Consider the following 21,436-nt stretch of genomic DNA (forward strand, 5'->3'; position numbering starts at 1 on the left):
GGTCAATCGATGTGGATGTTCGCCGTCTGGATGATCTTGGCGAACTTGCCGATCTCGGCATGAATGAACGCATCCGCCTGCGCCGGCGTGCCTGACTGCACGGCGGCGCCCTGCCGGCGCAGCGCCTGCCGTACCTCCGGCGATGCCAGCACCGCGTCGAGCGCGCCGTTCAGCTTGACGACCACGTCGTCAGGCGTCCCGGCGGGCGCCAGCAGCGAAAACCACGTCCCGGTATCGAACCCGGCGACGCCGGCCGCCTGCATCGTCGGCACGCCGGGCAGATCGGGGTCGGGGCGCGCGCCGGTGATCGCCAGCGCGCGCAGCCGGCCGGTCTTGACCTGCGGCAGTACCGAGAGGGCATTGGCGAACATCATGTCCACCTCGCCCGACATCAGGTCGGTCATCGCCGACGCGGTGCCGCGGTAAGGCACGTGACGCAGCTCGACCCCGGCTTCGTGCGCATACATCTCGGCGGTCAGGTGCGGCGAGCTGCCGTTGCCCGTGGACGCAAAGGTCAGGCTGTTGGGCTTGCGCCGGGCCAGCGCGGTCAGCTGGGCCACGGTGGTGACGGGCACCTTGGTATTGACGACCAGCAGGAAGGGCACGGACGCCATCATCCCGATCGCGCGGAAGTCCTTCTCCACCCGGAAAGGCAGGTTGGTGTACAGCGACTGGCTGACGGCGATGGACGATGGCGCGGCCAGCAGCGTGTAACCGTCCGGCGCGGCGCGCGCCACCGTGGCCGCCCCCACGTTGCCGCCCGCGCCGGAGCGGTTTTCGACGATCAACTGCTGTCCCAGGGACGTGGAGAGCCTGGCGGCGACCAGCCGGGTAACGATATCCACGCCGGCGCCGGGAGGGAACGGCACGATGACGTGTATGGGCTGATCGGGATAGCCGGCGGCCTGCGCGGCGGCACCGCCGGCCAGGACGGCCATGCACAATGCCGCGCGCAACAGGGCGGCGATACGGGTATTCATGAAAGCGTCTCCTCGCTCGGCCCTGGACCAGGCGTCTATCGAGGGATTACAGCAGCGGCCGTCCGCCCGGGCAACCGGCAACTTCGTTTGAGCTCATAGGTACAGCTTATGAATCGCGCGGCGGCACCTCGTGCCACGCCGTGTCCTGCAGCATCTGGCGGAAGCGCTGCGCGGCCGGCGACAAGGCATGGTCGGCATGGCGGCACAGGCAGATCTCCCGCGTCGGGCGCGGCCCTCGCAAAGGGCGGTGCACCAGTCCGCGCAGGTTCAGCTCCGGCAAGGCGATTTCAGGCACGATGGTGACGCCGAAACCTGCCCGCGCCATGCTCAGCGCGGTCACGGTGTTCAGGACTTCGTGCTCGGCCTGTTTGTCGATGCCGTTGTGCGCGAAGCCTCCGCGGATCAGGTCGGCCTGCGCCTGCAGGCCGATCAGGGGCTCGTCGGCGAGCTCGCGCCATTGCAGCCCGCGGCGCCGCGACAGCGCGTGGCCGCGCGGCAGCACCGCCACCAGCTCGTCGTCGAAAAGGTGTTCCGTCACCAGCGATTCATGGGCATCCAGGCGCGAACAGACCGCCAGGTCCACCTCGTAATTCAGCAGCAGGTCGGCGATGTGCGGCGTGCGTGCCTCCCGCAGGCGCAGCCGGACCTCCGGATAGCTGGCGTGGAAACGGGCCAGGGCTTCGTTGACCAGGCCCAGCGCCAGCGACGGCAATACCGCCAACGATAACTGCCCCTGCTTCAGGCGCGTGATGGCGCGCGCATTGTTGCAGGCATTGTCGATTTCCAGCAGGCCGCGCCGCATCTGCTCGCGCAGCTGCATGCCGATGTCGGTTATGCGTACGCGACGGGTGCTGCGATCGAACAGCTTGACATCCAGCGCGGTCTCCAGATCGCGGATCAGCTGCGAAAACGCCGGCTGGGTCATGCCTATCCGTTCCGCCGCGCGGGAAAACGACAGCGAATCGGCCGCCGCCAGAAATCCTTCCACCTGCCGCAGCTTGATGCGCATGGGGCCTCCGCCGGTCAGTGTTGCAGCGAGGTAGCGCCCCAGCGCCGCATCGCCAGGAAAACCATCAGGGACAAGGCACAGAACACGGCCATGCTGCCGGTCACCGCCACGACCCCGAGGCTGGGGAAAAAACGGCTGACCATGGCGCTGGCGAAGGCGCCGATCCCCATCATGAGGGCGTTCATCATGGCCGACGCGGCGCCCGCGATTTCGCGCAGCGGCTGCAACGCGCCTTGTTGCGTGCTGGGCGTGATCAGGCCATAGCAGAAGGTATTCACGATGAAGAACGGCATCAGGTTCCACGGCGTGATCACATGCGCCAGCGTCATCGCAAGCATGATCAGCGCCGAACACAGGGCCGCCGACAGGCCGATCCGGATGAGGCGGTCGCCCGCGACGTGTCCGGCCAGGCGGCCGCTCAGGAAAGAGGCCAGCATGATGCCGGCGGCCGTCATCGCGAACAACAGACCGAACAACTGCGGGGATACGCCCAGGGCTTCCATCAGTACCAGGGAGGCGCCGGTCACATAGGCGAAATGGCTGCCGAACTTCAGCGCGCAAATCATCATATAGCCCAGGGCCGCGGGCTTGCGCAGCAGCGCCAGATAGGCGCCGGCCACAGGCGCTGCGGGCGGCCGCTGCGCCTTGGGATGGCGCAGTCGCGGCGCGGATTCTTCCAGGCCCAGCCAGACCACCGCCAGCATGGCAAACCCGGCGATCGTCATCATGGCGTAGATCCAGCGCCAGCTGCCGATATTCAGCAGCACCGCGCCCACCGAGGGCGCAACCATGGGGGCGATGACCCGGATGATGGCGATGTGCGAGAGAAGTTCGCGTACCCGCGTGCCCTCGAAGTGGTCGCGCACCAGGCTGATCGCCAGGACGCCCGCCGCGCCGGCCCCGGCGCCTTGCACCAGCCGCCAGCCCAGGAAAGTGGAGATCGAGCCGGACAGGGTGCAACCGGCGGCACCCAGCGCGTACAGCGCCAGGCCGAACAGCAGCAGGGGACGCCGCCCCAGCCGGTCGGAGAGCGGCCCATATACCAGCGGCGCGGCGGCGAAACCCACGAAGAAAATGCTCAGGCTCATCGCCACCCGGGCGGCATCCGTGTTCAGGTCGCGGGCCACCGCGCCGAAGGCGGGCAGCCCCACGTCGATGGACAGCGACGCGAAGGCCGTCAGCACGCCGCAGAACAGGATGAAGGCAAAGGAATGGGGAGAAATGCGCAGTCGCGGAGTCATCGGCGTGAAATGCGCCCCGGCGGATGGGGCGCCGGCATTATTTCACACCCGGCGCTTCGTCTCCCGGGACCGGGCGAGCCGTCCGGCGCCGTCCGCCAGCCGGCAAGGCCGGCCTCCGCGCACCGCCGCCACTGTCCCGATTACATCTGGGCGCCTATCATCCACGGCACGAATTCCTCGTCGCCCACGCCCAGCGCCTCGCTTTTGCTACGGGCCCCCGACGCCACGTCGACGATGGCGCGGAAGATTTCCTCGCCCTTGCGGGCGACGGTGGTTTCCCCCTCCATGATGTCGCCGCAATTGATGTCCATATCGTCGATCATGCGGCGGTACATCTGGGTGTTGGTCGCCACCTTGATGGACGGGGCCGGCTTGGCACCGAAGCAGGAACCCCTGCCGGTGGTGAATACCACCAGGTTCGCGCCGCTGGCGATCTGGCCGGTCGCGCCCATGGGGTCGTAGCCGGGCGCGTCCATGAACACCAATCCGTGCGTGTCCACGGGTTCCGCATAACGGTATACGCCCATCAGCGGGGTCGAGCCGCTCTTGGCGACAGCGCCCAGCGACTTCTCCAGGATGGTGGTCAGGCCGCCCGCTTTGTTACCGGGGGTCGGATTGTTGTCGATGCTGCCCTTCTCGCGTTCGGCATACGACTCCCACCAGTGGATACGCTCGACGATTTTCTCTCCTACCTCCGGCGAAATCGCCCGGCGGGTCAACAGGTGTTCGGCACCATAGATCTCCGGTGTCTCGGAGAGAATCGCCGTGCCGCCATGCCGGACCAGCAGATCCACGGCAGCGCCCAGCGCGGGATTGGCGGTGATGCCCGAGTAGCCGTCCGAGCCGCCGCATTGCAAGGCCACCACCAGGTGCGACAGGGGCAAGGGTTCGCGCCGGACGGCGTTGGCGGCGGGCAGCATGCCTTCTATGGCGGCGATGGCGGCGTCCACGGTCTTCTGCGTGCCGCCCAGTTCCTGCATGACCAGCGGGACCATCATCGGGCCCGGCTCGATGCCGCCGGTCATGAACATGGCGCCCATCTGGTTCGCCTCGCAGCCCAGTCCGATCACCAGCACGCCGGCAAAATTGGCATGCTTGGCGAAACCGCCGATGGTTCGCCGCAGCTGCTGTATACCTTCGCCGTTATGGTCGATGCAACAGCCGAAGCTGTGCGTCAGCGGCACCACGCCGTCGACGTTCGGATACGCATCCAGCCGGCCCGGCGCGGCGAAGTGCTGCGCGACGCGCTTGCTGACGGTCGCCGAGCAGTTCACGGTACTGATGACGCCGATATAGTTGCGCGTGGCCACGCGGCCATCGGCCCGGCGTATGCCCTGGAACGTCAGCGGGGCGTCGGCCGGGGCGACGGCCCTGACGTCTTCGCCGAAGGCATAGTCGCGCTCGAACTCGCCGATGGAGACATTGTGCGTATGGACGTGGTCGCCCGGCGCGATATCGCGCGTCGCGAAGCCGATGATCTGCCCATAGCGGTGTACCGGATCGCCGGCGCGTACCGCCCGCAGCGCCACCTTGTGCGCGGGAGGCACATCGGCGCGCACCGTCACGCCGCCGGCCTGCGGCAGCTCGGTGCCGGCGGAAAGGGCGCGGCGGGCGATCGCGACGTCGTCGCGCTCATGCAGCAGGATGATGGGGGACAGGGCATCCAAGGCGGTCTCCTCGATATTTGGTCTGCGGCCGCGGATCGCCGCGGGCCGCGCCATCATGGGATAATCGCCACAATCCGCGCAAATTGGTCGGACCAATCGCCGGTCGCGCCACGCCGCTTCCGCTCGCGCGCCCCCCAGGAACCCCGGCATGCCCCGCATCACGCCCACATCGAGCGCCCTGCAGCACGCGATGCAATCGCTGGAACGCCTCGTCCTGGAACATGGCCTGGACGGACGCCCACGGCTGCCGCCGGAACGCGAACTGGCGCAGCGCTTCGGCGTGTCCCGCACGACGGTCCGCGCGGCCATCCAGCGGCTGGTCTCGCGCGGCATGCTGCAGACCCGCCAGGGCAGCGGCGTCTTCATCGCCAGCGACAGGCCCGCCGCGGCCGCGGCCCCCTGGCCGCCCGCGCCCTGGCTGGGCCTGGTGGACGCGCAGCCCGCGCTGCGCGCCGATACACTGGAATTCCGCATGGTGTTCGAATGCGCTGCCGCGCGCTTCGCGGCGCAGCGGGCCGACGCGCGCGAGCGCCGCGAACTGGCCGGCACGGTCGGCAGCATGCGCCAGGCCGTGCGCGACGGCGATGTGGCCGCCGAGGCAGCCGCGGACACCGCCTTCCACGCCCAGTTGGCCGGCGCCTCCCACAACATGATGCTGGGCCGCTTCTACGCCAACGCCATCGCCTCGTTGCGCGAGCACATCACGCGCAACACCTATGACGCCGGACGGGATGCCGCGCTGGCCGCGCGCCGCGCGCTGGAGCGCCTGCGCCAGCACGAAGCCATCTGCGAGGCGATCCTGCGGCAAGCGCCCGACGACGCCGCGCTGGCCATGCGCCAACATATCGAATTCGTCGGACGGCAGTTCCAGGCGTGATGCGGGGGTCACGCCGCTGCAGGCGTCACGCCGGCCGCCCCGCAACGGCGGCCGTTCGCCGCGCGTTCCTTGCCGCTACTGGCGGATGCCTTCGGCCTGGATATGCAAGGTCGTTTTCATGAAGAAACCATAGTCCTTGCCGAACGACACGCCGTAGTCGCTACGGTCGAAGGCCGCCGTCGCCTCCGTCCCGCACACTTCCTTCTTCAGGATGGGATTCTGGTAGCACTTGAACGAGAGCAATTTCAACGTGAGCGGCCGCGAGACGCCATGCAGGGTGAAGATCCCGGCCACTTCCACCGGCTTGCCTTCCTCGAAGCGAACGCGATTGCCTTTGTAGGTGGCGGTAGGAAAGCGCGCGACATCGAAGAACTGGTCCGAGCGCAGATGTTCGTCCAGTTTGGCGTTGCCGGTATTGACGGAAGCCATGTCGATGGTCACCTCCACCGTGCCGGTCGCCGCCTTGGCGTCCAGCACCACGGTGCCGGCGGTCTTATCGAACTTGCCGCGCCAGGTGGATGCGCCGCCGAAATGGTCCGCCTCGAAGCTGGGATAGGTGTGATCCGGGTCCAGCTGGTAGGTCACCGGTTCGGCCAAGGCGGCGACCGGCAGCAGGGCGGCGGCGATCGCCGGCAGTGACGAAGTCAGGAAGCGCATGATGGGCCCTCGCGTGGTAAATGGCGTGTCAAAGTGGAATGCACGAAGAAGCGCCGACTCATTTCCACGGCGCATGTTGATACGACCCTTGATTCTTTGTGAAAAAATAGCCAGCCTGTTAGAGTCTCGGACGTAATCTTAGCCGTCCCTCTTTCAGTTTCGTGTATGGAGATCGAGATGAAGCGAATTTTTTCCGTCCTGCTCGCCGGCGTGCTCAGTGCTGCCGGGATGACGCTCGCCCATGCCCAGGATGACCTGGCACGAATCAAATCGGCCGGCGCCATCAAAATCGGTACCGAAGGCACTTATGCCCCTTTCAGCTATCACGACGCGTCGGGCCTGACCGGCTTCGATGTGGAGATCGGACGCGCCATCGCCCAGCGCCTGGGCGTGAAGGCGGACTTCGTCGAAGGCAAGTGGGACGGCCTGATCGCGGGCCTGGACGTCAAGCGCTATGACGCCGTAATTAACCAGGTCGGCATCACCGACGCGCGCAAGCAGAAGTACGACTTCTCCGACCCGTACATTGCGTCGCAGGCGGTGCTGATCGTGCGCGACAACAACACCGCGATCAAATCCTTCGACGACTTGAAGGGCAAGCGGTCGGCCAATACGCTGACCAGCAACTTCGGCAAGCTGGCCCAGAAGTACGGCGCCGAGGTGGTCCCCGTGCAGGGCTTCAACGAATCCATCGAACTGCTGCTGTCGGGCCGGGTGGACGCCACCATCAACGACAATCTGTCCTTCCTCGACTTCAAGAAGCACCGGCCCGATGCCAAGGTGAAAATCGTCGCCAGCGACAAATCGGCGGAGTTCAGCGAATCCGGCGTGCTGCTGCGCAAGGGCAATCCCGAACTGGTCGCCGCCATCAACAAGGCGCTGGCCGACATCAAGGCGGACGGCACCTACAAGAAGATATCCATCAAATACTTCGGCACGGACCTCTCGGCAAAGTAAGGACGCATCGTGCCGGCCTGGCTGCAGTTGATGGCGGATTCGTTCTGGCCCTTGCTCAAGGCAGGGCTGGAATTCACGGTCCCATTGACCCTGATTTCGTTTTTCGCGGGGCTGCTGCTCGCCTTCGCGGTGGCCCTGGTACGCCTGTTCGGTCCGGCACCCGCCGTGGCGGTGGTGCGGTTCTATGTCTGGCTGATCCGTGGCACGCCGCTGCTGGTCCAGCTGTTCGTCATTTTCTATGGACTGCCCAGCGTCGGCATCGTGCTGGACCCGCTGCCCGCCGCGCTGATCGGCTTCACGCTGAATGTGGGCGCCTATAACTCCGAGGTCATCCGCGCGGTGATCGAGTCCATCCCCAAGGGCCAATGGGAAGCTGCCTATTCGCTCAGCATGACGCGCTGGCAGGCGATCCGGCGAACCATCCTGCCGCAGGCCGCGCGTGTCTCCGTGCCGCCCTTGTCCAACTCGTTCATCGCGCTGGTCAAGGACACCTCGCTGGCGGCCGTGCTGACCGTGCCGGAGATCTTCCAGGCCGCGCAGCGCATCGCCGCGGTCACCTACGAGCCGCTGATTCTCTATACCGAGGCCGCGCTGATCTACCTGGTATTCAGCACCGTGCTGTCGTCCGCCCAGGCGCGCCTGGAAAAGCGTTTCGGCCGGCACGCGGTCTTCGCGGAGACATCGCAGTGATCCGCCTGTCGCATATCCAGAAGCACCTGGGCCGCCTGCACGTCCTGAAGGATGTCGGCATCGAAGTGCCGGAAGGCAGCGTCACTGCATTGATCGGGCCTTCGGGCAGCGGCAAGAGCACGCTGCTGCGCTGCGTGAACCTGCTGGAAGTCCCCGAAGCGGGGGCACTGGAACTGGGCGACGCCCATATTGCTTTCCAGCCCGGCGTGCGCACGCCCTTCGACGCGATACAGAAAGTGCGGCGGCAAACCGGCATGGTGTTCCAGAATTTCCAGCTGTTCCCGCATCGCAATGTGCTGGAGAACGTCATGGAAGGCCTGGTCACCGTTCAAGGCTGGCCGCGCGCGCGGGCGGCCGCACGCGCGCTCGAACTGCTGGAAAAGGTGGGCATGCGGGACAAGGCCGATGCCTGGCCCGCTACCCTGTCCGGCGGCCAGCAGCAGCGCGTCGCCATCGCCCGCGCCCTGGCACCGTCGCCTCGGGTGTTGCTCTGCGACGAGCCCACCTCCGCCCTGGACCCCGGCCTGGCCAAGGAAGTGGTGGACGTGCTGCGCCGCCTCGCGGCCGAAGGCATGACCATGCTGATGGCCACGCACGACCTGCGCCTGGCCGCCAGCATCGCCCAGCAGGTCGTTTTCCTGGAGAACGGCGTCGTGGTCGAAGCCGGCTCCGCCGAAAACGTGTTCACCCGGGCGGCGGATCCGCGTACCCGCCAGTTCGTCGCGACGCTGACGGAAGGCCTGCCGCAAACCTGGACGGCCCGGCCATAAACCGGATGGACACCGCCACGCGGCACTGACGCGCTGGCCCGCGTGCCGGCCCCCCGATCATGCGAGGCCGCATTCGTCCCGCACGCGCCCGCGCGGCGGTCCGTCAGGCCTGCGCGGGATAATTGGAGGGAAACAGCGCACGCTGGGCCTCTTCATCGCGCTCCATCTTGAAGGGCACTTCAGCCCCCACCTTGCGCGCCCGCGCCACGGCGGGCCGCGCATCGATGGCCCGGAACCAGCGCGCGATATTGGGATAGGCCGCCAGCGGCTCCTGCGCGCCCTTCAGCACGCGAGAGGCGCGATCCACCCATCCCCAGGCGGAGATATCGACGATCGTGTATTCGCCGCCGACGATGAAGTCCCTGCCCGCCAGCCTGTCATCCAGCACGCGATAGTGCCGCTCGGCTTCGCGCCGGTAGCGGTTGACCGCGTAGTCCAGGCCGGCGGGCGCGGCATGCTGGAAATGCACGGCCTGCCCGGAAAACGGCCCCAGTCCTGTGCCGATGAAGAGCAGCCAGGACAGCATGTCGGGCCGGTCCTGGGGCTGTCCGAGCAGCATTCCCGTCTTTTCCGCCAGATACAGCAGGATCGCGCTCGAATCGAATACCGTCGCCGGCTGGCCCGCCGGTCCGTCCGGGTCGACGATCGCCGGGACCTTGCCGTTCGGATTGATGGCGCGGAATGCCGCATCGTGCTGCTGCCCTTTCGCCGTATCGACCGGGACGACCTCATAGCGCAGCCCGGTTTCTTCGAGCATAAGGGCGACCTTGGCCGGGTTGGGCGTGGGATGGAAATAGAAGCGGATCATGGGAGGAAGGTCCTTCTGTATCGACGGGGCGGGTTTGTGTTTTAAATCAACTGTTCTAAAATCGTCAACGACAATAAGAGCGCCACGCCGGCGCGGGGATGCGATCCATGGGCCGCCCACGGGAATTCGACGAACAGCAGGCGCTGGACCAGGCGCTGCTGTGCTTCTGGCAGCATGGCTACGAGGCGACATCGGTACGCGACCTCGCCGACAACATGAACCTGACCGGTGCCAGCGTATACAACGCCTTCGGCGACAAGCGCGCCCTGTATCGGCGCGCGCTGGAGCGCTACGTCGAAATCAGCATCGCCGACCGTATCGGGCGCCTGCAATCCCGCAAGCCCCTGGCGGCGATCTCCGGCTTCTTCGCCGAACTGATCGAACGCTCGCTGACGGACCCAGGCCACAAGGGCTGCATGCTGGTAAATGCCGCGCTGGAGATGGCCCCGCGCGATCCCGAATTGCGCGAGCTGGTGGCGACGGTGCTGCGACGCATAGAAGCGTTTTTTCTCCGCTGCGTGCGGGCGGGGCAAGACGATGGCACGATCACGCGGGCGCAGCCCGCGGCAGACCTGGCTCGCATGCTGCTGGGCGTGCAACTGGGCTTGCGCGTGCTGGCTCGATCGCGTCCGGAACCCGCGCTGCTGCATGGCATGGTCCGCGCCGCCGTCGCCTCGCTCGGGCCCGCCGAAGACTGAGCCTCAGTCCTCCTGCGCGGCAGGTTCTTCCGCTGCCGTGCGCGCGCGCGACAGGCGGCGCCATTCACCGGGCGTCATCCCCATCCACTGCGTGAATCCCCGCCGGAAAGCCGCCACGGACTGATACCCCACGGCTTCCGCCACCGATTCCGTGGTGGCCGATGGCCGCTTCAGTTCATTGGACGCCAGGCTCATGCGGACGTCGGTCAACAGATCGTAGGCGGAACGCCCCAGCCTCTCCTGGAAGTGCCGCATGAACGTGGCGCGTGACATGCTGCACTTTTCGGCCAGTTCCGGCAGCGTCCACTGCCGGGCCGGGTCGCTGAAGATCGCGGATAAGGCGGGCGCGAGGCGGGGATGGCCGGCCAGCGCCAGCAAGCCTTTCGGCGATTCTTCCGAATGGCTCGCCACCCGCAGCGTAAGCGTGAACAAGGCGGAGGACAGGGCATTCAACATGGCCCGCCCGCCCAGGGTATCGCCGGCGGTCTCCCCGCGCATCAGGCGAACGAGTGCCGCCAGTTGCGAGGACGGCTGGTCCGTGCCTGCGGTGCCATCCATATCGGTGGCGCGGACCACCACTTTGGTCGGCAGATAGCCCTGGATCAGGCGGTCGTGGGGCGGCGCGATGAAAAAGCGGCCGCACAGCATATCCAGCATGCCGGCATCGCGGCCATTTTCGCTGACGGTCAGGCTGCCGGCGTGCTTCTGATAGGACGCAATGGGTGCGCGGCCGCTGCCGTCATGCAGGATATGCGCCGACCCGTGGGGCAGCATGATGATGTCGCCGGCGCCGAGTTCGCGCACCGTTTCGTCTTCCGGATCCTCCAGGATGGCCACGCCATGCAGCACCACGTGATACGGGATCTCGCGGGCGGCGGCATGCCCGAACGCAATGCGCCAGGGCTCGCCGTAGGCACAGCGGACCTCCAGCTGGCCGGTGATCTCGATCATTTCAAGCAACCTGCTAAGCCAGTCGAGCGAGCCGGACATGGAAACCCCGTTTTCGTCATCGTGATCCTAATGAGCATTTTATTGAGCATCCATAGACTCGGCAAGATCACCGCACGCGCCTAAAGTGAGGGCTCCTAACCACACAAAGTATTTCCAAGGAGTTACACCATGAGCCGCATCGCCATCCCCGCCATCGAATCCGCAACCGGCGCCACCGCCGAGGTCTATGCCCAGGTCAAAAAAGCTGCCGGGGGCAGCGTCCCCAACCTGTTCGCGACGTTGGGCTACCTCGCGCCACGCTCGCTGTCGGCTTACCTGAACGCCGAAGGCGCGTTGAGCGGCGGTAGCCTGAATCGCAAGGACCTGGAAACCATCAAGCTGCTGATGAGCGAACTGACCGGTTGCGATTACTGTGTCGCGGCGCACTCGATGCTGGGCAAGCTGGCCGGTTTCGCGCCGGAGACGCTGCGCCAGATCCGTGCCGGTGAACCCACCGGCGACGCCAAGCGCGATGCGCTGGTGCGTTTCGTCCAACTGATCAAGCAGACCAGCGGCACCTTGCCCGCCGCGGAGTTCGATGCCATTCGCGCCGCCGGCTATACCGACGCGCAACTGGCCGACATCGCCCTGGCCATCTCTTTGATCACCTTCACCAACACCTTCAACCGCATCAACGATACCGATGTAGATTTCCCGCCAGTGAAGTGAAATGCAGCCAGGGAGGACGCCCGTCCGACCTACGCGCCGCCGGCGGCGCGCAGCCTGCGCCACAAGGTGGTCCGGCTGATACCCAGCGCGCGCGCGGCCGCGGCCTGATTGCCGCCGTGAGCGCGCAGCGTTTCGCGGATGTGGCGGATCCCCGCTGCCCGTTGCAGCGGGCCCAGGCGGCTATCACCGTCCGGCGCGGCAGTGTCAGGCGGCTCGCCGGTCCCTGCCGGGCAGGACACGGCGGGGCCGGAAGGATCCAGTACGCCACGCAGTATCGCCAATGGCGGCACCGCGTCGGCCAGCAGGCACTCCAGTGCGATCCGCTCGATGACATTCTCCAGTTCGCGCACATTGCCGGGCCAGTCGTGGTCCATCAGCATCGGCAGCGCAACGCGCAGCACATCCGGCGCGAGTCCACGCGCGCCGATGCGTTCCAGCGCGGCGGGCAGCAGGCCGGCGGCGAGCGCCGCGATATCCTCGGGCCGCTCGCGCAAGGGCGGCACGCGTACCTGCAGGATATGCAGCCGATAGAACAGGTCGTGCCGGAACAGGCCCTGGCGCGCCATCGCCGCCAGGTCGCGGTGCGTGGCCGCGATGATCCTGACATCGACCGGTATCGCGTCGATGCCACCCACGCGCGTAATCTCTTTTTCCTGCAGCGCGCGCAGCAGGCGCGTCTGCAAGGGCAGCGGCATTTCGCCTATCTCGTCCAGCAGTAGCGTGCCGCCGTCCGCGGCCTCGAACAGCCCCGCCTTGCCCTGCCTGCGCGCCCCGGTGAAGGCGCCCTCCTCGTAGCCGAACAGTTCGCTTTCCAGCAACTGCTCGGGGAAGGCGCCGCAATTGATCGCCACGAACGGACGCGCATGGCGACGGCTGGCGCGGTGTATGCCTTGCGCCACGACCTCCTTGCCCGACCCGCTCTCGCCCTGGATCAGCACCGACGCATCGCTGCTGCGTGCCAGCACCTCGCAGCGGTGCACCAGTTCGCGCATCGGAGCCGACACCGCGACCAGGCCGTTCAAGGTGTAGCGGGCAGAGCGCGATCGCCGATGGCTGTGCGCGCGCAGCCGTCCCACGGCGTGTTCCAGCGGCTGCGATGGATGCAGCGTCAACACTGCCCCGGCCTGCCCGCCGGCTTCGTACAGGGGAACGGCGTCCACCACGACGGCCTGGCCGCGCACGTCCTCGACCCGTCCCAGCTCGGGCGCGCCGCGCGCCAGCGCGGCACCGAGGCCCAGGCCCGGCGCGGCCTCGGCCAGCGGCCGCCCCATCGCCCGGGATGCGGTGGCTCCAAGGATGCGTGCCGCCGCCGGGTTCATCGTCGTGATATGCCCCTGCATGTCGACGGCGACCACGCCGTCGTTCAGGTGGCGCAGCACCAGGTCGAGCCGGTCGCGCCGCGCGCGCTCCTCGTACTGCGCGCGGGCGATGGCCAAGGCCGTATCCATGGCGGCGCGCACGGAATCCAGCGAATACAGCAGCACGGCCGTCAGCCCGGCTTTTTCGGCATAGTCGGTCACCATGCCGGCGCCCACCACCACTTCGATGCCTTGCCCGGCCAGTTCGCCGATACAGCGGGCGGCATCCGCCGGCGTGTCATACGCGCGCAATTCGACCTGCATGTCGAAGACCCGCATGAAGCGGCGCAGCGAGGCCGATACCTCGTGATGCAGGACCACGGCGACGCGCTGGGACAGCTCCCGCGCGCGCGCCAGCGCGGTCATGAGGTCATAGCCGCCCACTTGCACCGGCACCACCGGCACGGGCAGGCGGGCGCGCAGAAATGTCCCGTTGCTGCCGGAGGCCACCACCACATCGCAGCGCCCGCGGGCGATCGCGTGCGTCAGGGCGGCCAGCGCGGGTTCGAACGCTTCCCGCAACAGCTCGACGCGGGCGCGTCCGGCGTACTCCGGAGCGATCTGCCGCAGGCTCTCGAACAGACCGTAGCCCGTTACCGCATGGATGACGGGAAGAACGGTATCGGCCGGGACGGGGCCGCTAGCGGCGGGAGGCAGGGCGGTGTCGGACGAGGGGGTCATTGTTGCAAGACAGCGATGCTTTCATGAAACACGCTATTTTCACTTATGAAACACCCGCGCGCTTCCGCACTTACCCGCAGACCGTTCCCCAGGGGGAAAGCGTCCTCCGGTCAAACTGGCACCGGTTTTGCTTTTATGTCTTACCTCTGGCATCCAGACCAGGACAACACAAAACAGGAGACAACTCGTGAGGCTTTCCTCCCTTCGACGCGCGGCCGCCGCCCTTGCCGCCCTATGCGCCGCATCCCTGGCCACCGGCAACGCGCAGGCCGCCGACGACTTCCCCAGCCGGCCCATCCGCCTGCTCGTCGGTTTCGCGGCCGGCGGCAGTTCCGACACGGTCGCGCGCATCATGGCACCGGTGCTGTCGAAAAAGCTGAAGCAGAACATCATCATCGACAATCGTCCCGGGGCCGGCGGCAATATCGCCTCCGACGCGCTGGTCAAGGCCGCTCCCGACGGCTACACCATCATGCTGGGCACGATAGGCTCGCTGGCGGTCAACCAGCACCTGAGCAAACTGGCGTATGACCCGATCAAGGATATGGAGCCGATTTCGCTGGCGGTGTCGTTCTCCAATGTCCTGGTGGTGAACGCCAACAGCAAGGTCAAGACCTTCGCCGACTATGTGAAAGCCGCGCGCGCCCCGCATTCCGACATGTCCTTCGGCTCGTCCGGCATCGGCAGCAGCGGCCATCTGGCCGGCGAACTGCTGAAGTCCGTGGCCGGGCTGCAAAACCAGCACGTGGCCTATCGCGGCGGCGCCCCCGCCATGAACGATCTGTTGGGCGGCACGCTGGCCTCCATCTTCGCCAGTCCCACCGACGCGGTGCAATTCATCGCCGCCGGCAAACTGCGGCCGATCGCCACCACCGGCCTGCATCGCCTGGATGTCCTGCCCGACGTCCCGACCATCGCCGAGTCCGGCTATCCCGGCTTCGAGGCCAACAACTGGTACGCCTTCACCGCGCCGGCCCACACGCCCAAGGCCGTCATCGACACCCTGAACCGGGCCATCGTAGCAACATTGAAGGATCCCGAGGTCGATGCCAAGCTGAAGAAGCTGGGCCTGGACCCCGCGCCGTCCACGCCGGCCGAGACCGACCGCTATATCCGCAGCGAAAGCAGGAAGTGGGGCGACCTGGTCAAGAAGATCAATATCAACGCCGTCTGAACCTCCTATCTGGCAGCCACACCATGCCTTTCACCATCGCAGAAAAAATCCTCGCCCGGCACGCCGGCGTCGACGCGGTCCAACCCGGCGATATCGTCATCGCCGACGTGGACTTCGCCATGGTCCACGATGCGCGCGCGCCCAATGCCATACGCATGGTGGACAAGATGGGTGCCGAGAAGCTGCCCTTCGCGCCGCGCACGGCCTGGGTGCTGGACCACTATTCGCCGCCCCCCAATCTGGCGGCGGCGCAAACCCACACCGCCATGCGCAACTTCGCCGATACGCACGGCAGCCCGCTGTACGACATCGGCGACGGCATCTGCCACCAGGTACTGCCCGAGGGCGGCCACCTGACCTGCGGCGACCTCGTCGTGGGAACGGACACCCACTCGGTCACCTACGGCGCGTTCAATGCCTTCGGCACCGGTGTCGAGGGCAGCGACGTCACCGCGGTAATGAAGACGGGCAAGGTGTGGCTGCGCGTGCCGGAATCCGCCCGCATCGAGCTGTCGGGCCGGCTGCAACCGGGCGTCTGGGCCAAGGACATCACCCTGCACATGCTGGGCCGCTTCGGTGCCGAAGGACTGAACTACCTGGCCATCGAGTACGTCGGCTCGGCCGTATCGGCCATGGAAATCGACGACCGCATGACCTTGGCCAACCACGCCGCCGAACTGGGCGCCAAGGCGGCGCTGCTGGAAGCCGACGACAAGACCCTGGCCTGGCTGGCCGCGCACGGCGCGCGCGCGCCGCGTCCGGTGTCGGCCGATGCCGATGCGCGCTATGCGCACCGCGTCTCCATCGACGCATCCGCCCTGGCGCCGCAGGTCGCGCGCCGCCATGAAGTGGACGATGTCGTGCCGATTACGCAGATCGACAGGCAGAAGGTCAACTTCGCCCTCATCGGCACGTGCACCAATGGGCGCCTGGACGACATCCGCCAGGCCGCCGCCATTCTGAAGGGCCGCAAACTGGCGCGTGGCGTGCGCATGATCGTCACCCCGGCATCGCGCAAAATCTACCTGGACGCGGCGCGCGAAGGGCTGATCGAAATCCTGACCGCGGCCGGCGCATCCTTCGAGGCCGCCGGCTGCGGCACCTGCGTCGGCATCACCAATCACCTGATCCCAGGCGACAACGAAGTGGCGATCTCCAGCGCCAACCGCAATTTCCGCGGCCGCCTGGGCAACCACGAATCGGAGATCTGGCTCGGTTCGGCCGCCACCGTGGCGGCTTCGGCGCTGACCGGCTACATCACGGACCCGCGCACGGTCGACGGCGGCGAATGGAGACCTTCCCATGCATGATACGAACCAGGACGTCATCGCCGGCCCCATCTACAAACTGGGCGACGACGTCAATACCGACACGCAATGCTCAGGCAAATACCTGCCAGGCAAGGACGAAGCCTACATCGCCGCCCAGGCGTTCGACGGCGTATCCCCCGGCTTCGCCGGTCGCTTCCAGCCGGGCGGCATCATCGCGGCCGGCACGCACTTCGGCATCAATTCGTCCCGCGAACAGGCCGTCCACATCCTGCATCGCCTGGGTGTGGCGGCGATCATCGCGCCGTCCTTCGGCCGCCAGTTCTTCCGCAACGCGATCAACAACGGTCTGATGCTGGTCGAATACGATACCGCCGGCCTGGCCGAGGGCGACCATGTATCCATCGACCTGGCAAACAGCGAACTGCGCGCGCCGGCCCGCGGCCTGAAGCAGGCGCTGCGCCCCATACCCCCGCAGATCCGCGCCATCCTTCGCGAAGGAGGCCTGATCCCTTTCCTGCACAAGCATCCCGATTGGAGCATCACGGAATGAGTGCACCGATAAGCACCGCGCCGTCGCCCGCGCAAGCAGGCTGGAACAAACCCGTCCGCCTGCGGCAGGCCTTGCGCGAGCGCCTGGCGAGCGCCGGGCGCGGACAGCCGACGCTGATCGCCCCAGGCGTCTATGACGCCTACGGCGCCCGCATGGTGCAGCATGCCGGGTTCGAAGCCGTATACATGACCGGCAATGGCGTCTCCGCCAGCCTGCTGGGCAAGCCGGATGTCGGCCTCGTCGATCTCAGCATGATCACCGCCCACGCCCGCCGCGTTGCCGCCTGCATCGACCTGCCGCTGATCTGCGACGCCGATACGGGCTATGGCGGGGTCGCGGCCATCCGCCGCACCGTGGAGGAATTCGAAGCGGCCGGCGTCGCCGCCATCCACATCGAGGATCAGCAATCGCCCAAACGCTGCGCCCAGTTCCCCGGCGCGCGGGCCGTCCTGCCCTTCGAGGACGCGGTAACGCGCATCGCCGCCGCGGTGGCGGCGCGCGCCAGCACCGGCTTGCTGGTGATCGGCCGCACGGATTGCGCCGCCTCGATGGGACTGGACGAGGCCATCCGCCGCGCCGAGGCTTACGCGCAGGCGGGCGCCGACGCGGTATTCGTCGAATTGAAGGCTCACGCAGGCGTGCTGGACGACATCCGGACGGTGACGGAGCGGATCCGCATCCCCTGCATGGTCAACCTGGATTCGGGCGGTCCGCTGGCGGACCTGCGCTTCCCGGATCTTGCCGGCCTGGGCATCGCCTTGGCCATTTATCCGGGACTGCTGCGCAATGCGCTGGGTTATGCCATGCGCGAGGCGCTCGGCCACCTGCGCGAGGATGGCTGCACGATCGCCATGCGCGATCGCATGCTGACGTCGGCGCAATACAGCGAATACCTTGGCTTGAGCGAGGTCGAGGATTGGGAAAACCGCTTCCCCGCCTACCCTTAAATCCTGCCCGGTGCTGCCGTTAAAGGAAGAGCTGGATGGCCCGCCGCGGCCCCCGGCCCGATTCCAATCGCAAAACCGAGACTATGCAAAGTTTGCTCCCCCTGAGCGCCGCGTCCGCCTTGCAGTCGTCCACGGCCACCGGAACGGCGGGCGCCGATATCGCCGCGGCCGCCGCCGGCCAGGCCGGCCCGGCGCCCTCGGCCAGCGTCACCCTGACGGATGCCCGGTCCGCCCTGCTCAGCCAGACCTATACACCGGCCGGCGCTTTGTCGCCGTCCGTGCCCGTCTGGGAGAAGAACGCCAGCGACGCCATCAGCGCGCTGATGTCCACCAATTACGACGCCACCGCGCTCTCGGACCGGTTTCACGGCCTGGGCGCTGCCGCGCTCCAGCGCCTGCGCTTCGACGGCGGCGACTACTCCCAGTCCGTCATGCTGCGATCGCCCGACTCCGGCACGGACGCCGCCCTTTCGAACCTGGACCGGATCCGCCAGACACAGCTGCACACCGTCGCCGATAACCAGGTCACTCTGGACGTCAAGACCGCCGGCGGCGCGACCGTCCATCTGTCCCTGACCAGTCAGGCGGGCGGCCTGGGCGTGCAAATCGAAGTGACCGGCGGCACCTTATCGGACGCGGAGCGCTCGGCGCTGGCCGGGCTGGCGGACGGCTTCCAGGCCGCCATCGACGGGTTGACGTCCGTTCCGCCCAAGCTCGCCCTGGATGGCCTGACACAATTCGACCCCCATGTGCTCGCTTCCGTGGATCTGCAGGCCAGCTTCAAGCTGCCAGACGGCAGCGTCCAGTCCCTTTCCTTCCAGGCCGACAGCCAGCACCGCAGCGTCGCCTACACCGGCGCGACCGGAACGGTGAACGTCGACGTCGACCTCTCCAACCCCGCGCTGCTGGGCAGCACCGACCAGCAATCGCATGCGCTGGCAGCCTACCTGGCGCAATTCGACCAGGCACAAAGCCGCGGGCGCGGCGATGCCGCGCTAATGGAGATGTTCAAGGACGCCTTCAGCGCATTGAACACGCACTACGGCGTGGATGCCAGCCATCCCGCGGCCACTTCCGGCCCGGCGATCGCCCTGAGCGACACGGACCGCGCCATGTTGACCGGCCTGGCCGATTTCAGCGCATCGGTCCAGGCGGCGGACCAGCCCTCGCCCAATCCGCTGAACCCCGGGGAGCGCGACGCCTTCTCCTACCAGGTCTCGCAGCAGACGACGGTGCGCGGCGCGGGACCGCGCGATCTGGCGGTCGAGCAATCGCAGCAGTCGCACCTGACCGCCAGCTATCACCAGGCGCTCTACCCCGACACCCCGCTGAACCTGACGACCGACAAGACCTCGCAGAACTACTACTACGACCAGATCGACGATACGGCCAGCAGCGTGGCCAGTATCGCGTACAAGGAAGGCAGGCTCGTCAAGGCATCCCTCGAGCAATCGACCAGCCACTCCACCCGCATAAGGAAATACGTGGCCGGCGAGCTGCAGGAAGACCTGAACACGCCGTTGTCGGTTTCCCGCGCCTGGGACCTGCGGGGCCTGATCCAGGACAGCAAGCCGAAGGAAGACGGCTCCGCCACCAGGCAGGACCTCGACCGCTGGCGCAATACGCTGTCCGGCATCGCCAACCTTGCGGTGATGAAGGCGGATCCGACGCAACTGCGCGGCGCCCAACTGGTCGGCGCGAAAGAGGTGAAGACCGGCTGACGCCGCTTCCCCTGCCGGCCCGGATCATGCCGCGACCGGCGCCGGGATATTGGCGCCAATAAATAGTGCTTGACTTCACTATGAGCCACCCCTCATAGTGCCGGCAGATCCTCAAGTGTTGCGATTCCGTTCGGGTGTGCGTTCCACGTAGTACGCCATCATTGTCCATGTCCTACCTTGATCATCTCTTTCTCGGACGTGCGTCCGTATTTCATCAAGGAACATCATGGAAACTGGCATTGTTAAGTGGTTCAACTCGGAAAAAGGCTTCGGTTTCATCATGCCCGACTCCGGCGGCAAGGACCTCTTCGCGCATTTCTCCGAAATCCAGGGCAGCGGCCACCGCTCCCTGCAGGAAAACCAGCGCGTAAGCTACATCGCCGGCCAGGGCGCCAAAGGCCCCCAAGCCACCAAGATCACGCCGCTGTAAGCGTCAGGCATCACAGGCTGTGGCGACACAGCCCGTAAAGCCGCGTACAAGCCCTCTCCGGAGGGCTTGTTGCTTTTTGGCGCGGCGTCGGCGCCGCGCGGGTGACCTCAATTCATGACGATATTGTTGGCCTTCACCACCTCGGTCCAGCGGCGGACCTCGGCGTCGATGAAATCGGCGAACTGCTTGGGCGAACTGCCGACCGGCACCAGGCCCAGCTTGCCCAGCTGGGTCTTCACATCGTCGCGGGCCAGCACGGCACTGACGGCGCCCTGCAGCTTTTCCACCACATCGGCCGGGGTGTGCGCCGGCACCAGGAAACCATTCCACTCTTCCACAGCGAAGTTCTTGATGCCCGACTCGGCGACCGTCGGAACGTTGGGCAGCTCGGACATGCGCTGCGGCGATGTCACGGCCAGGGCCTTCAGCTGGCCGCCCGTGATGTAGCCCAGGCTGGACGCCGCGTTGGCGAAGTAGGTGTCCACCTGCCCGCTGATCACGTCCACCAGCGCGGGCGCGCCCCCCTTGTAGGGAATATGGACGATGTCGATACCCGTATCCTTCTTCAGCAGCTCGCCGGCCATCTGGGCCAGGCTGCCGGGGCCATAAGAGGCGAACGTGTATTTGCCGGGCTGCGCCTTGGCGGCGGCGATGAAGTCGCCCAGCGAATTGAAGGGCGAGTTCTTCGCCACCACCATCACGTTGGGCACGCGCACGGCCTGCGAAACGGGGATGAAATCCTTCTTCCAGTCATAAGGCAGCTTGCGCAGCGCCGGATTGATCGCGAAGGCCGAGGCATCGTACAGCACCGTGTAGCCGTCCGGAGCCGACCGCGCCACCAATGACGCGCCGATCGAACCGCTGGCGCCGCTCTTGTTGTCGATGACGATGCTCTGGCCCAACTGCTCGCTCATCGCCTTGGCCAGGATGCGGGCCGCATTGTCCGCGCCACCGCCGGCCGCATAAGGCACGACCAGGGTAATCGTCTGGCTGGGATAGCCCGCCGCGTAGACCGGCGCACCGGCCAATACCGCGCAGAAGGCCAGCCCGGCCTTCATGAAATTGCGTCGAATCGACATATCTACCTCTACTCCTGTTCAACAACGAAACGTTGGATTGTCGTTATAGCGGATCGCGCTGCGCATGGGCGGTACATTCACCGCCGCCATCGGCGAGAACGCTTCCCCGCGACGCTCCAACTCGGCACTACCTTGAATTGAACGGCAGGCTCGGACCTCTTCTTAAGGCGGATCCGTTCGATAGTTACCGATTATGGCTACAATCCGCAACG

21 protein-coding genes are annotated in these 21,436 nt (G+C 66.6%); 12 read left to right on the forward strand and 9 right to left on the reverse strand.

Annotated features, from left to right (window positions below):
• Positions 1–2 precede the first annotated feature (2 nt).
• From ACO1P8_RS05005 to ACO1P8_RS05020, 4 genes are all read right to left on the reverse strand, one after another.
• Positions 3–980: a tripartite tricarboxylate transporter substrate binding protein gene (locus ACO1P8_RS05005; RefSeq protein ID WP_486294807.1), complete on the reverse strand. Its 978-nt coding sequence runs from the start codon at positions 978–980 to the stop codon at positions 3–5.
• Between the two features lie 106 nt (positions 981–1,086).
• Positions 1,087–1,989: a LysR family transcriptional regulator gene (locus tag ACO1P8_RS05010; RefSeq protein WP_486294808.1), complete on the reverse strand. Its 903-nt coding sequence runs from the start codon at positions 1,987–1,989 to the stop codon at positions 1,087–1,089.
• Between the two features lie 14 nt (positions 1,990–2,003).
• Positions 2,004–3,230 carry a multidrug effflux MFS transporter gene (locus ACO1P8_RS05015; RefSeq protein ID WP_486294809.1) on the reverse strand — a complete coding sequence of 409 codons (1,227 nt, stop codon included), beginning with the start codon at positions 3,228–3,230 and terminating at the stop codon, positions 2,004–2,006.
• Positions 3,231–3,370: 140 nt separating this feature from the next.
• Positions 3,371–4,951, reverse strand: coding sequence for a UxaA family hydrolase (locus tag ACO1P8_RS05020; protein WP_486294911.1), 1,581 nt, complete (start codon positions 4,949–4,951; stop codon positions 3,371–3,373).
• A 94-nt stretch (positions 4,952–5,045) separates the two neighbouring features.
• On the opposite strand from ACO1P8_RS05020, the gene ACO1P8_RS05025 reads away from it, so the two are divergent.
• Positions 5,046–5,774, forward strand: coding sequence for a FadR/GntR family transcriptional regulator (locus ACO1P8_RS05025; RefSeq protein WP_486294810.1), 729 nt, complete (start codon positions 5,046–5,048; stop codon positions 5,772–5,774).
• A gap of 75 nt (positions 5,775–5,849) precedes the next feature.
• Here the strand turns inward: ACO1P8_RS05025 and ACO1P8_RS05030 are convergent, their stop codons facing one another.
• Complete coding sequence (locus ACO1P8_RS05030) at positions 5,850–6,431, reverse strand: YceI family protein (protein WP_486294811.1); 582 nt, start codon at positions 6,429–6,431, stop codon at positions 5,850–5,852.
• Between the two features lie 177 nt (positions 6,432–6,608).
• Between ACO1P8_RS05030 and ACO1P8_RS05035 the strand changes: the two genes are divergently transcribed.
• Genes ACO1P8_RS05035 through ACO1P8_RS05045 form a run of 3 tightly spaced genes read left to right on the forward strand, consistent with a single transcriptional unit; the run spans position 6,609 to position 8,848 of the window.
• Positions 6,609–7,388 carry an amino acid ABC transporter substrate-binding protein gene (locus tag ACO1P8_RS05035; protein WP_486294812.1) on the forward strand — a complete coding sequence of 260 codons (780 nt, stop codon included), beginning with the start codon at positions 6,609–6,611 and terminating at the stop codon, positions 7,386–7,388.
• Between the two features lie 9 nt (positions 7,389–7,397).
• Entirely contained in the window at positions 7,398–8,078 is a 681-nt protein-coding gene (locus ACO1P8_RS05040; RefSeq protein ID WP_094843402.1) for an ABC transporter permease subunit, read from the forward strand.
• Complete coding sequence (locus ACO1P8_RS05045) at positions 8,075–8,848, forward strand: amino acid ABC transporter ATP-binding protein (RefSeq protein ID WP_486294813.1); 774 nt, start codon at positions 8,075–8,077, stop codon at positions 8,846–8,848. Before ACO1P8_RS05040 ends, ACO1P8_RS05045 begins: the two co-directional genes overlap by 4 nt.
• A gap of 103 nt (positions 8,849–8,951) precedes the next feature.
• Here the strand turns inward: ACO1P8_RS05045 and ACO1P8_RS05050 are convergent, their stop codons facing one another.
• Positions 8,952–9,656 (reverse strand): glutathione S-transferase family protein, encoded by a 705-nt coding sequence (locus ACO1P8_RS05050; protein ID WP_486294814.1) that lies wholly within the window; start codon positions 9,654–9,656, stop codon positions 8,952–8,954.
• A 107-nt stretch (positions 9,657–9,763) separates the two neighbouring features.
• Here ACO1P8_RS05050 and ACO1P8_RS05055 point away from each other — a divergent pair, with 107 nt between their 5' ends.
• Positions 9,764–10,354 (forward strand): TetR/AcrR family transcriptional regulator, encoded by a 591-nt coding sequence (locus ACO1P8_RS05055; RefSeq protein WP_486294815.1) that lies wholly within the window; start codon positions 9,764–9,766, stop codon positions 10,352–10,354.
• Positions 10,355–10,357: 3 nt separating this feature from the next.
• Here the strand turns inward: ACO1P8_RS05055 and ACO1P8_RS05060 are convergent, their stop codons facing one another.
• On the reverse strand, positions 10,358–11,344 hold the full coding sequence (locus ACO1P8_RS05060; protein WP_486294816.1) for an AraC family transcriptional regulator: 987 nt from the start codon (positions 11,342–11,344) through the stop codon (positions 10,358–10,360).
• Positions 11,345–11,473: 129 nt separating this feature from the next.
• Between ACO1P8_RS05060 and ACO1P8_RS05065 the strand changes: the two genes are divergently transcribed.
• Positions 11,474–12,013: a carboxymuconolactone decarboxylase family protein gene (locus tag ACO1P8_RS05065; RefSeq protein ID WP_486294817.1), complete on the forward strand. Its 540-nt coding sequence runs from the start codon at positions 11,474–11,476 to the stop codon at positions 12,011–12,013.
• Between the two features lie 29 nt (positions 12,014–12,042).
• Here the strand turns inward: ACO1P8_RS05065 and prpR are convergent, their stop codons facing one another.
• Positions 12,043–14,052, reverse strand: a complete 2,010-nt coding sequence (gene prpR, locus ACO1P8_RS05070) for a propionate catabolism operon regulatory protein PrpR (protein ID WP_486294818.1) — start codon at positions 14,050–14,052, stop codon at positions 12,043–12,045.
• 187 nt (positions 14,053–14,239) lie between these two features.
• On the opposite strand from prpR, the gene ACO1P8_RS05075 reads away from it, so the two are divergent.
• From ACO1P8_RS05075 to ACO1P8_RS05100, 6 genes are all read left to right on the forward strand, one after another.
• Positions 14,240–15,226 (forward strand): Bug family tripartite tricarboxylate transporter substrate binding protein, encoded by a 987-nt coding sequence (locus ACO1P8_RS05075; protein ID WP_486294819.1) that lies wholly within the window; start codon positions 14,240–14,242, stop codon positions 15,224–15,226.
• A gap of 23 nt (positions 15,227–15,249) precedes the next feature.
• Entirely contained in the window at positions 15,250–16,536 is a 1,287-nt protein-coding gene (locus ACO1P8_RS05080) for a 3-isopropylmalate dehydratase large subunit (protein ID WP_486294820.1), read from the forward strand.
• Positions 16,529–17,047 carry a LeuD/DmdB family oxidoreductase small subunit gene (locus ACO1P8_RS05085; RefSeq protein ID WP_486294821.1) on the forward strand — a complete coding sequence of 173 codons (519 nt, stop codon included), beginning with the start codon at positions 16,529–16,531 and terminating at the stop codon, positions 17,045–17,047. The genes ACO1P8_RS05080 and ACO1P8_RS05085 overlap by 8 nt, the downstream gene beginning before the upstream one ends.
• Positions 17,044–17,994, forward strand: coding sequence for an isocitrate lyase/PEP mutase family protein (locus ACO1P8_RS05090; RefSeq protein WP_486294822.1), 951 nt, complete (start codon positions 17,044–17,046; stop codon positions 17,992–17,994). Before ACO1P8_RS05085 ends, ACO1P8_RS05090 begins: the two co-directional genes overlap by 4 nt.
• An 83-nt stretch (positions 17,995–18,077) precedes the next feature.
• Positions 18,078–19,715, forward strand: coding sequence for a hypothetical protein (locus ACO1P8_RS05095; RefSeq protein WP_486294823.1), 1,638 nt, complete (start codon positions 18,078–18,080; stop codon positions 19,713–19,715).
• Between the two features lie 226 nt (positions 19,716–19,941).
• Positions 19,942–20,145: a cold-shock protein gene (locus tag ACO1P8_RS05100; RefSeq protein WP_066639647.1), complete on the forward strand. Its 204-nt coding sequence runs from the start codon at positions 19,942–19,944 to the stop codon at positions 20,143–20,145.
• Positions 20,146–20,252: 107 nt separating this feature from the next.
• Here ACO1P8_RS05100 and ACO1P8_RS05105 read toward each other — a convergent pair whose 3' ends face one another.
• The gene (locus ACO1P8_RS05105) at positions 20,253–21,203 is read right to left on the reverse strand and encodes a tripartite tricarboxylate transporter substrate binding protein (RefSeq protein WP_486294912.1); all 951 of its coding nucleotides are present in this window, start codon (positions 21,201–21,203) and stop codon (positions 20,253–20,255) included.
• Positions 21,204–21,436 lie beyond the last annotated feature (233 nt).

Source organism: Bordetella sp. (assembly GCF_057362025.1).

Coding starts and splice junctions, on each gene's coding strand:
- ACO1P8_RS05065 (WP_486294817.1), top strand. CDS start 11,474: ATGAGCCGCATCGCCATCCCCGCCATCGAATCCGCAACCGGCGCCACC.
- ACO1P8_RS05035 (WP_486294812.1), top strand. CDS start 6,609: ATGAAGCGAATTTTTTCCGTCCTGCTCGCCGGCGTGCTCAGTGCTGCC.
- ACO1P8_RS05010 (WP_486294808.1), bottom strand. CDS start 1,989: ATGCGCATCAAGCTGCGGCAGGTGGAAGGATTTCTGGCGGCGGCCGAT.
- ACO1P8_RS05090 (WP_486294822.1), top strand. CDS start 17,044: ATGAGTGCACCGATAAGCACCGCGCCGTCGCCCGCGCAAGCAGGCTGG.
- ACO1P8_RS05015 (WP_486294809.1), bottom strand. CDS start 3,230: ATGACTCCGCGACTGCGCATTTCTCCCCATTCCTTTGCCTTCATCCTG.
- ACO1P8_RS05080 (WP_486294820.1), top strand. CDS start 15,250: ATGCCTTTCACCATCGCAGAAAAAATCCTCGCCCGGCACGCCGGCGTC.
- ACO1P8_RS05085 (WP_486294821.1), top strand. CDS start 16,529: ATGCATGATACGAACCAGGACGTCATCGCCGGCCCCATCTACAAACTG.
- ACO1P8_RS05095 (WP_486294823.1), top strand. CDS start 18,078: ATGCAAAGTTTGCTCCCCCTGAGCGCCGCGTCCGCCTTGCAGTCGTCC.
- ACO1P8_RS05005 (WP_486294807.1), bottom strand. CDS start 980: ATGAATACCCGTATCGCCGCCCTGTTGCGCGCGGCATTGTGCATGGCC.
- ACO1P8_RS05025 (WP_486294810.1), top strand. CDS start 5,046: ATGCCCCGCATCACGCCCACATCGAGCGCCCTGCAGCACGCGATGCAA.
- ACO1P8_RS05100 (WP_066639647.1), top strand. CDS start 19,942: ATGGAAACTGGCATTGTTAAGTGGTTCAACTCGGAAAAAGGCTTCGGT.
- ACO1P8_RS05030 (WP_486294811.1), bottom strand. CDS start 6,431: ATGCGCTTCCTGACTTCGTCACTGCCGGCGATCGCCGCCGCCCTGCTG.
- ACO1P8_RS05060 (WP_486294816.1), bottom strand. CDS start 11,344: ATGTCCGGCTCGCTCGACTGGCTTAGCAGGTTGCTTGAAATGATCGAG.
- ACO1P8_RS05105 (WP_486294912.1), bottom strand. CDS start 21,203: ATGAAGGCCGGGCTGGCCTTCTGCGCGGTATTGGCCGGTGCGCCGGTC.
- ACO1P8_RS05055 (WP_486294815.1), top strand. CDS start 9,764: ATGGGCCGCCCACGGGAATTCGACGAACAGCAGGCGCTGGACCAGGCG.
- ACO1P8_RS05050 (WP_486294814.1), bottom strand. CDS start 9,656: ATGATCCGCTTCTATTTCCATCCCACGCCCAACCCGGCCAAGGTCGCC.
- prpR (WP_486294818.1), bottom strand. CDS start 14,052: ATGACCCCCTCGTCCGACACCGCCCTGCCTCCCGCCGCTAGCGGCCCC.
- ACO1P8_RS05020 (WP_486294911.1), bottom strand. CDS start 4,951: ATGGCGCGGCCCGCGGCGATCCGCGGCCGCAGACCAAATATCGAGGAG.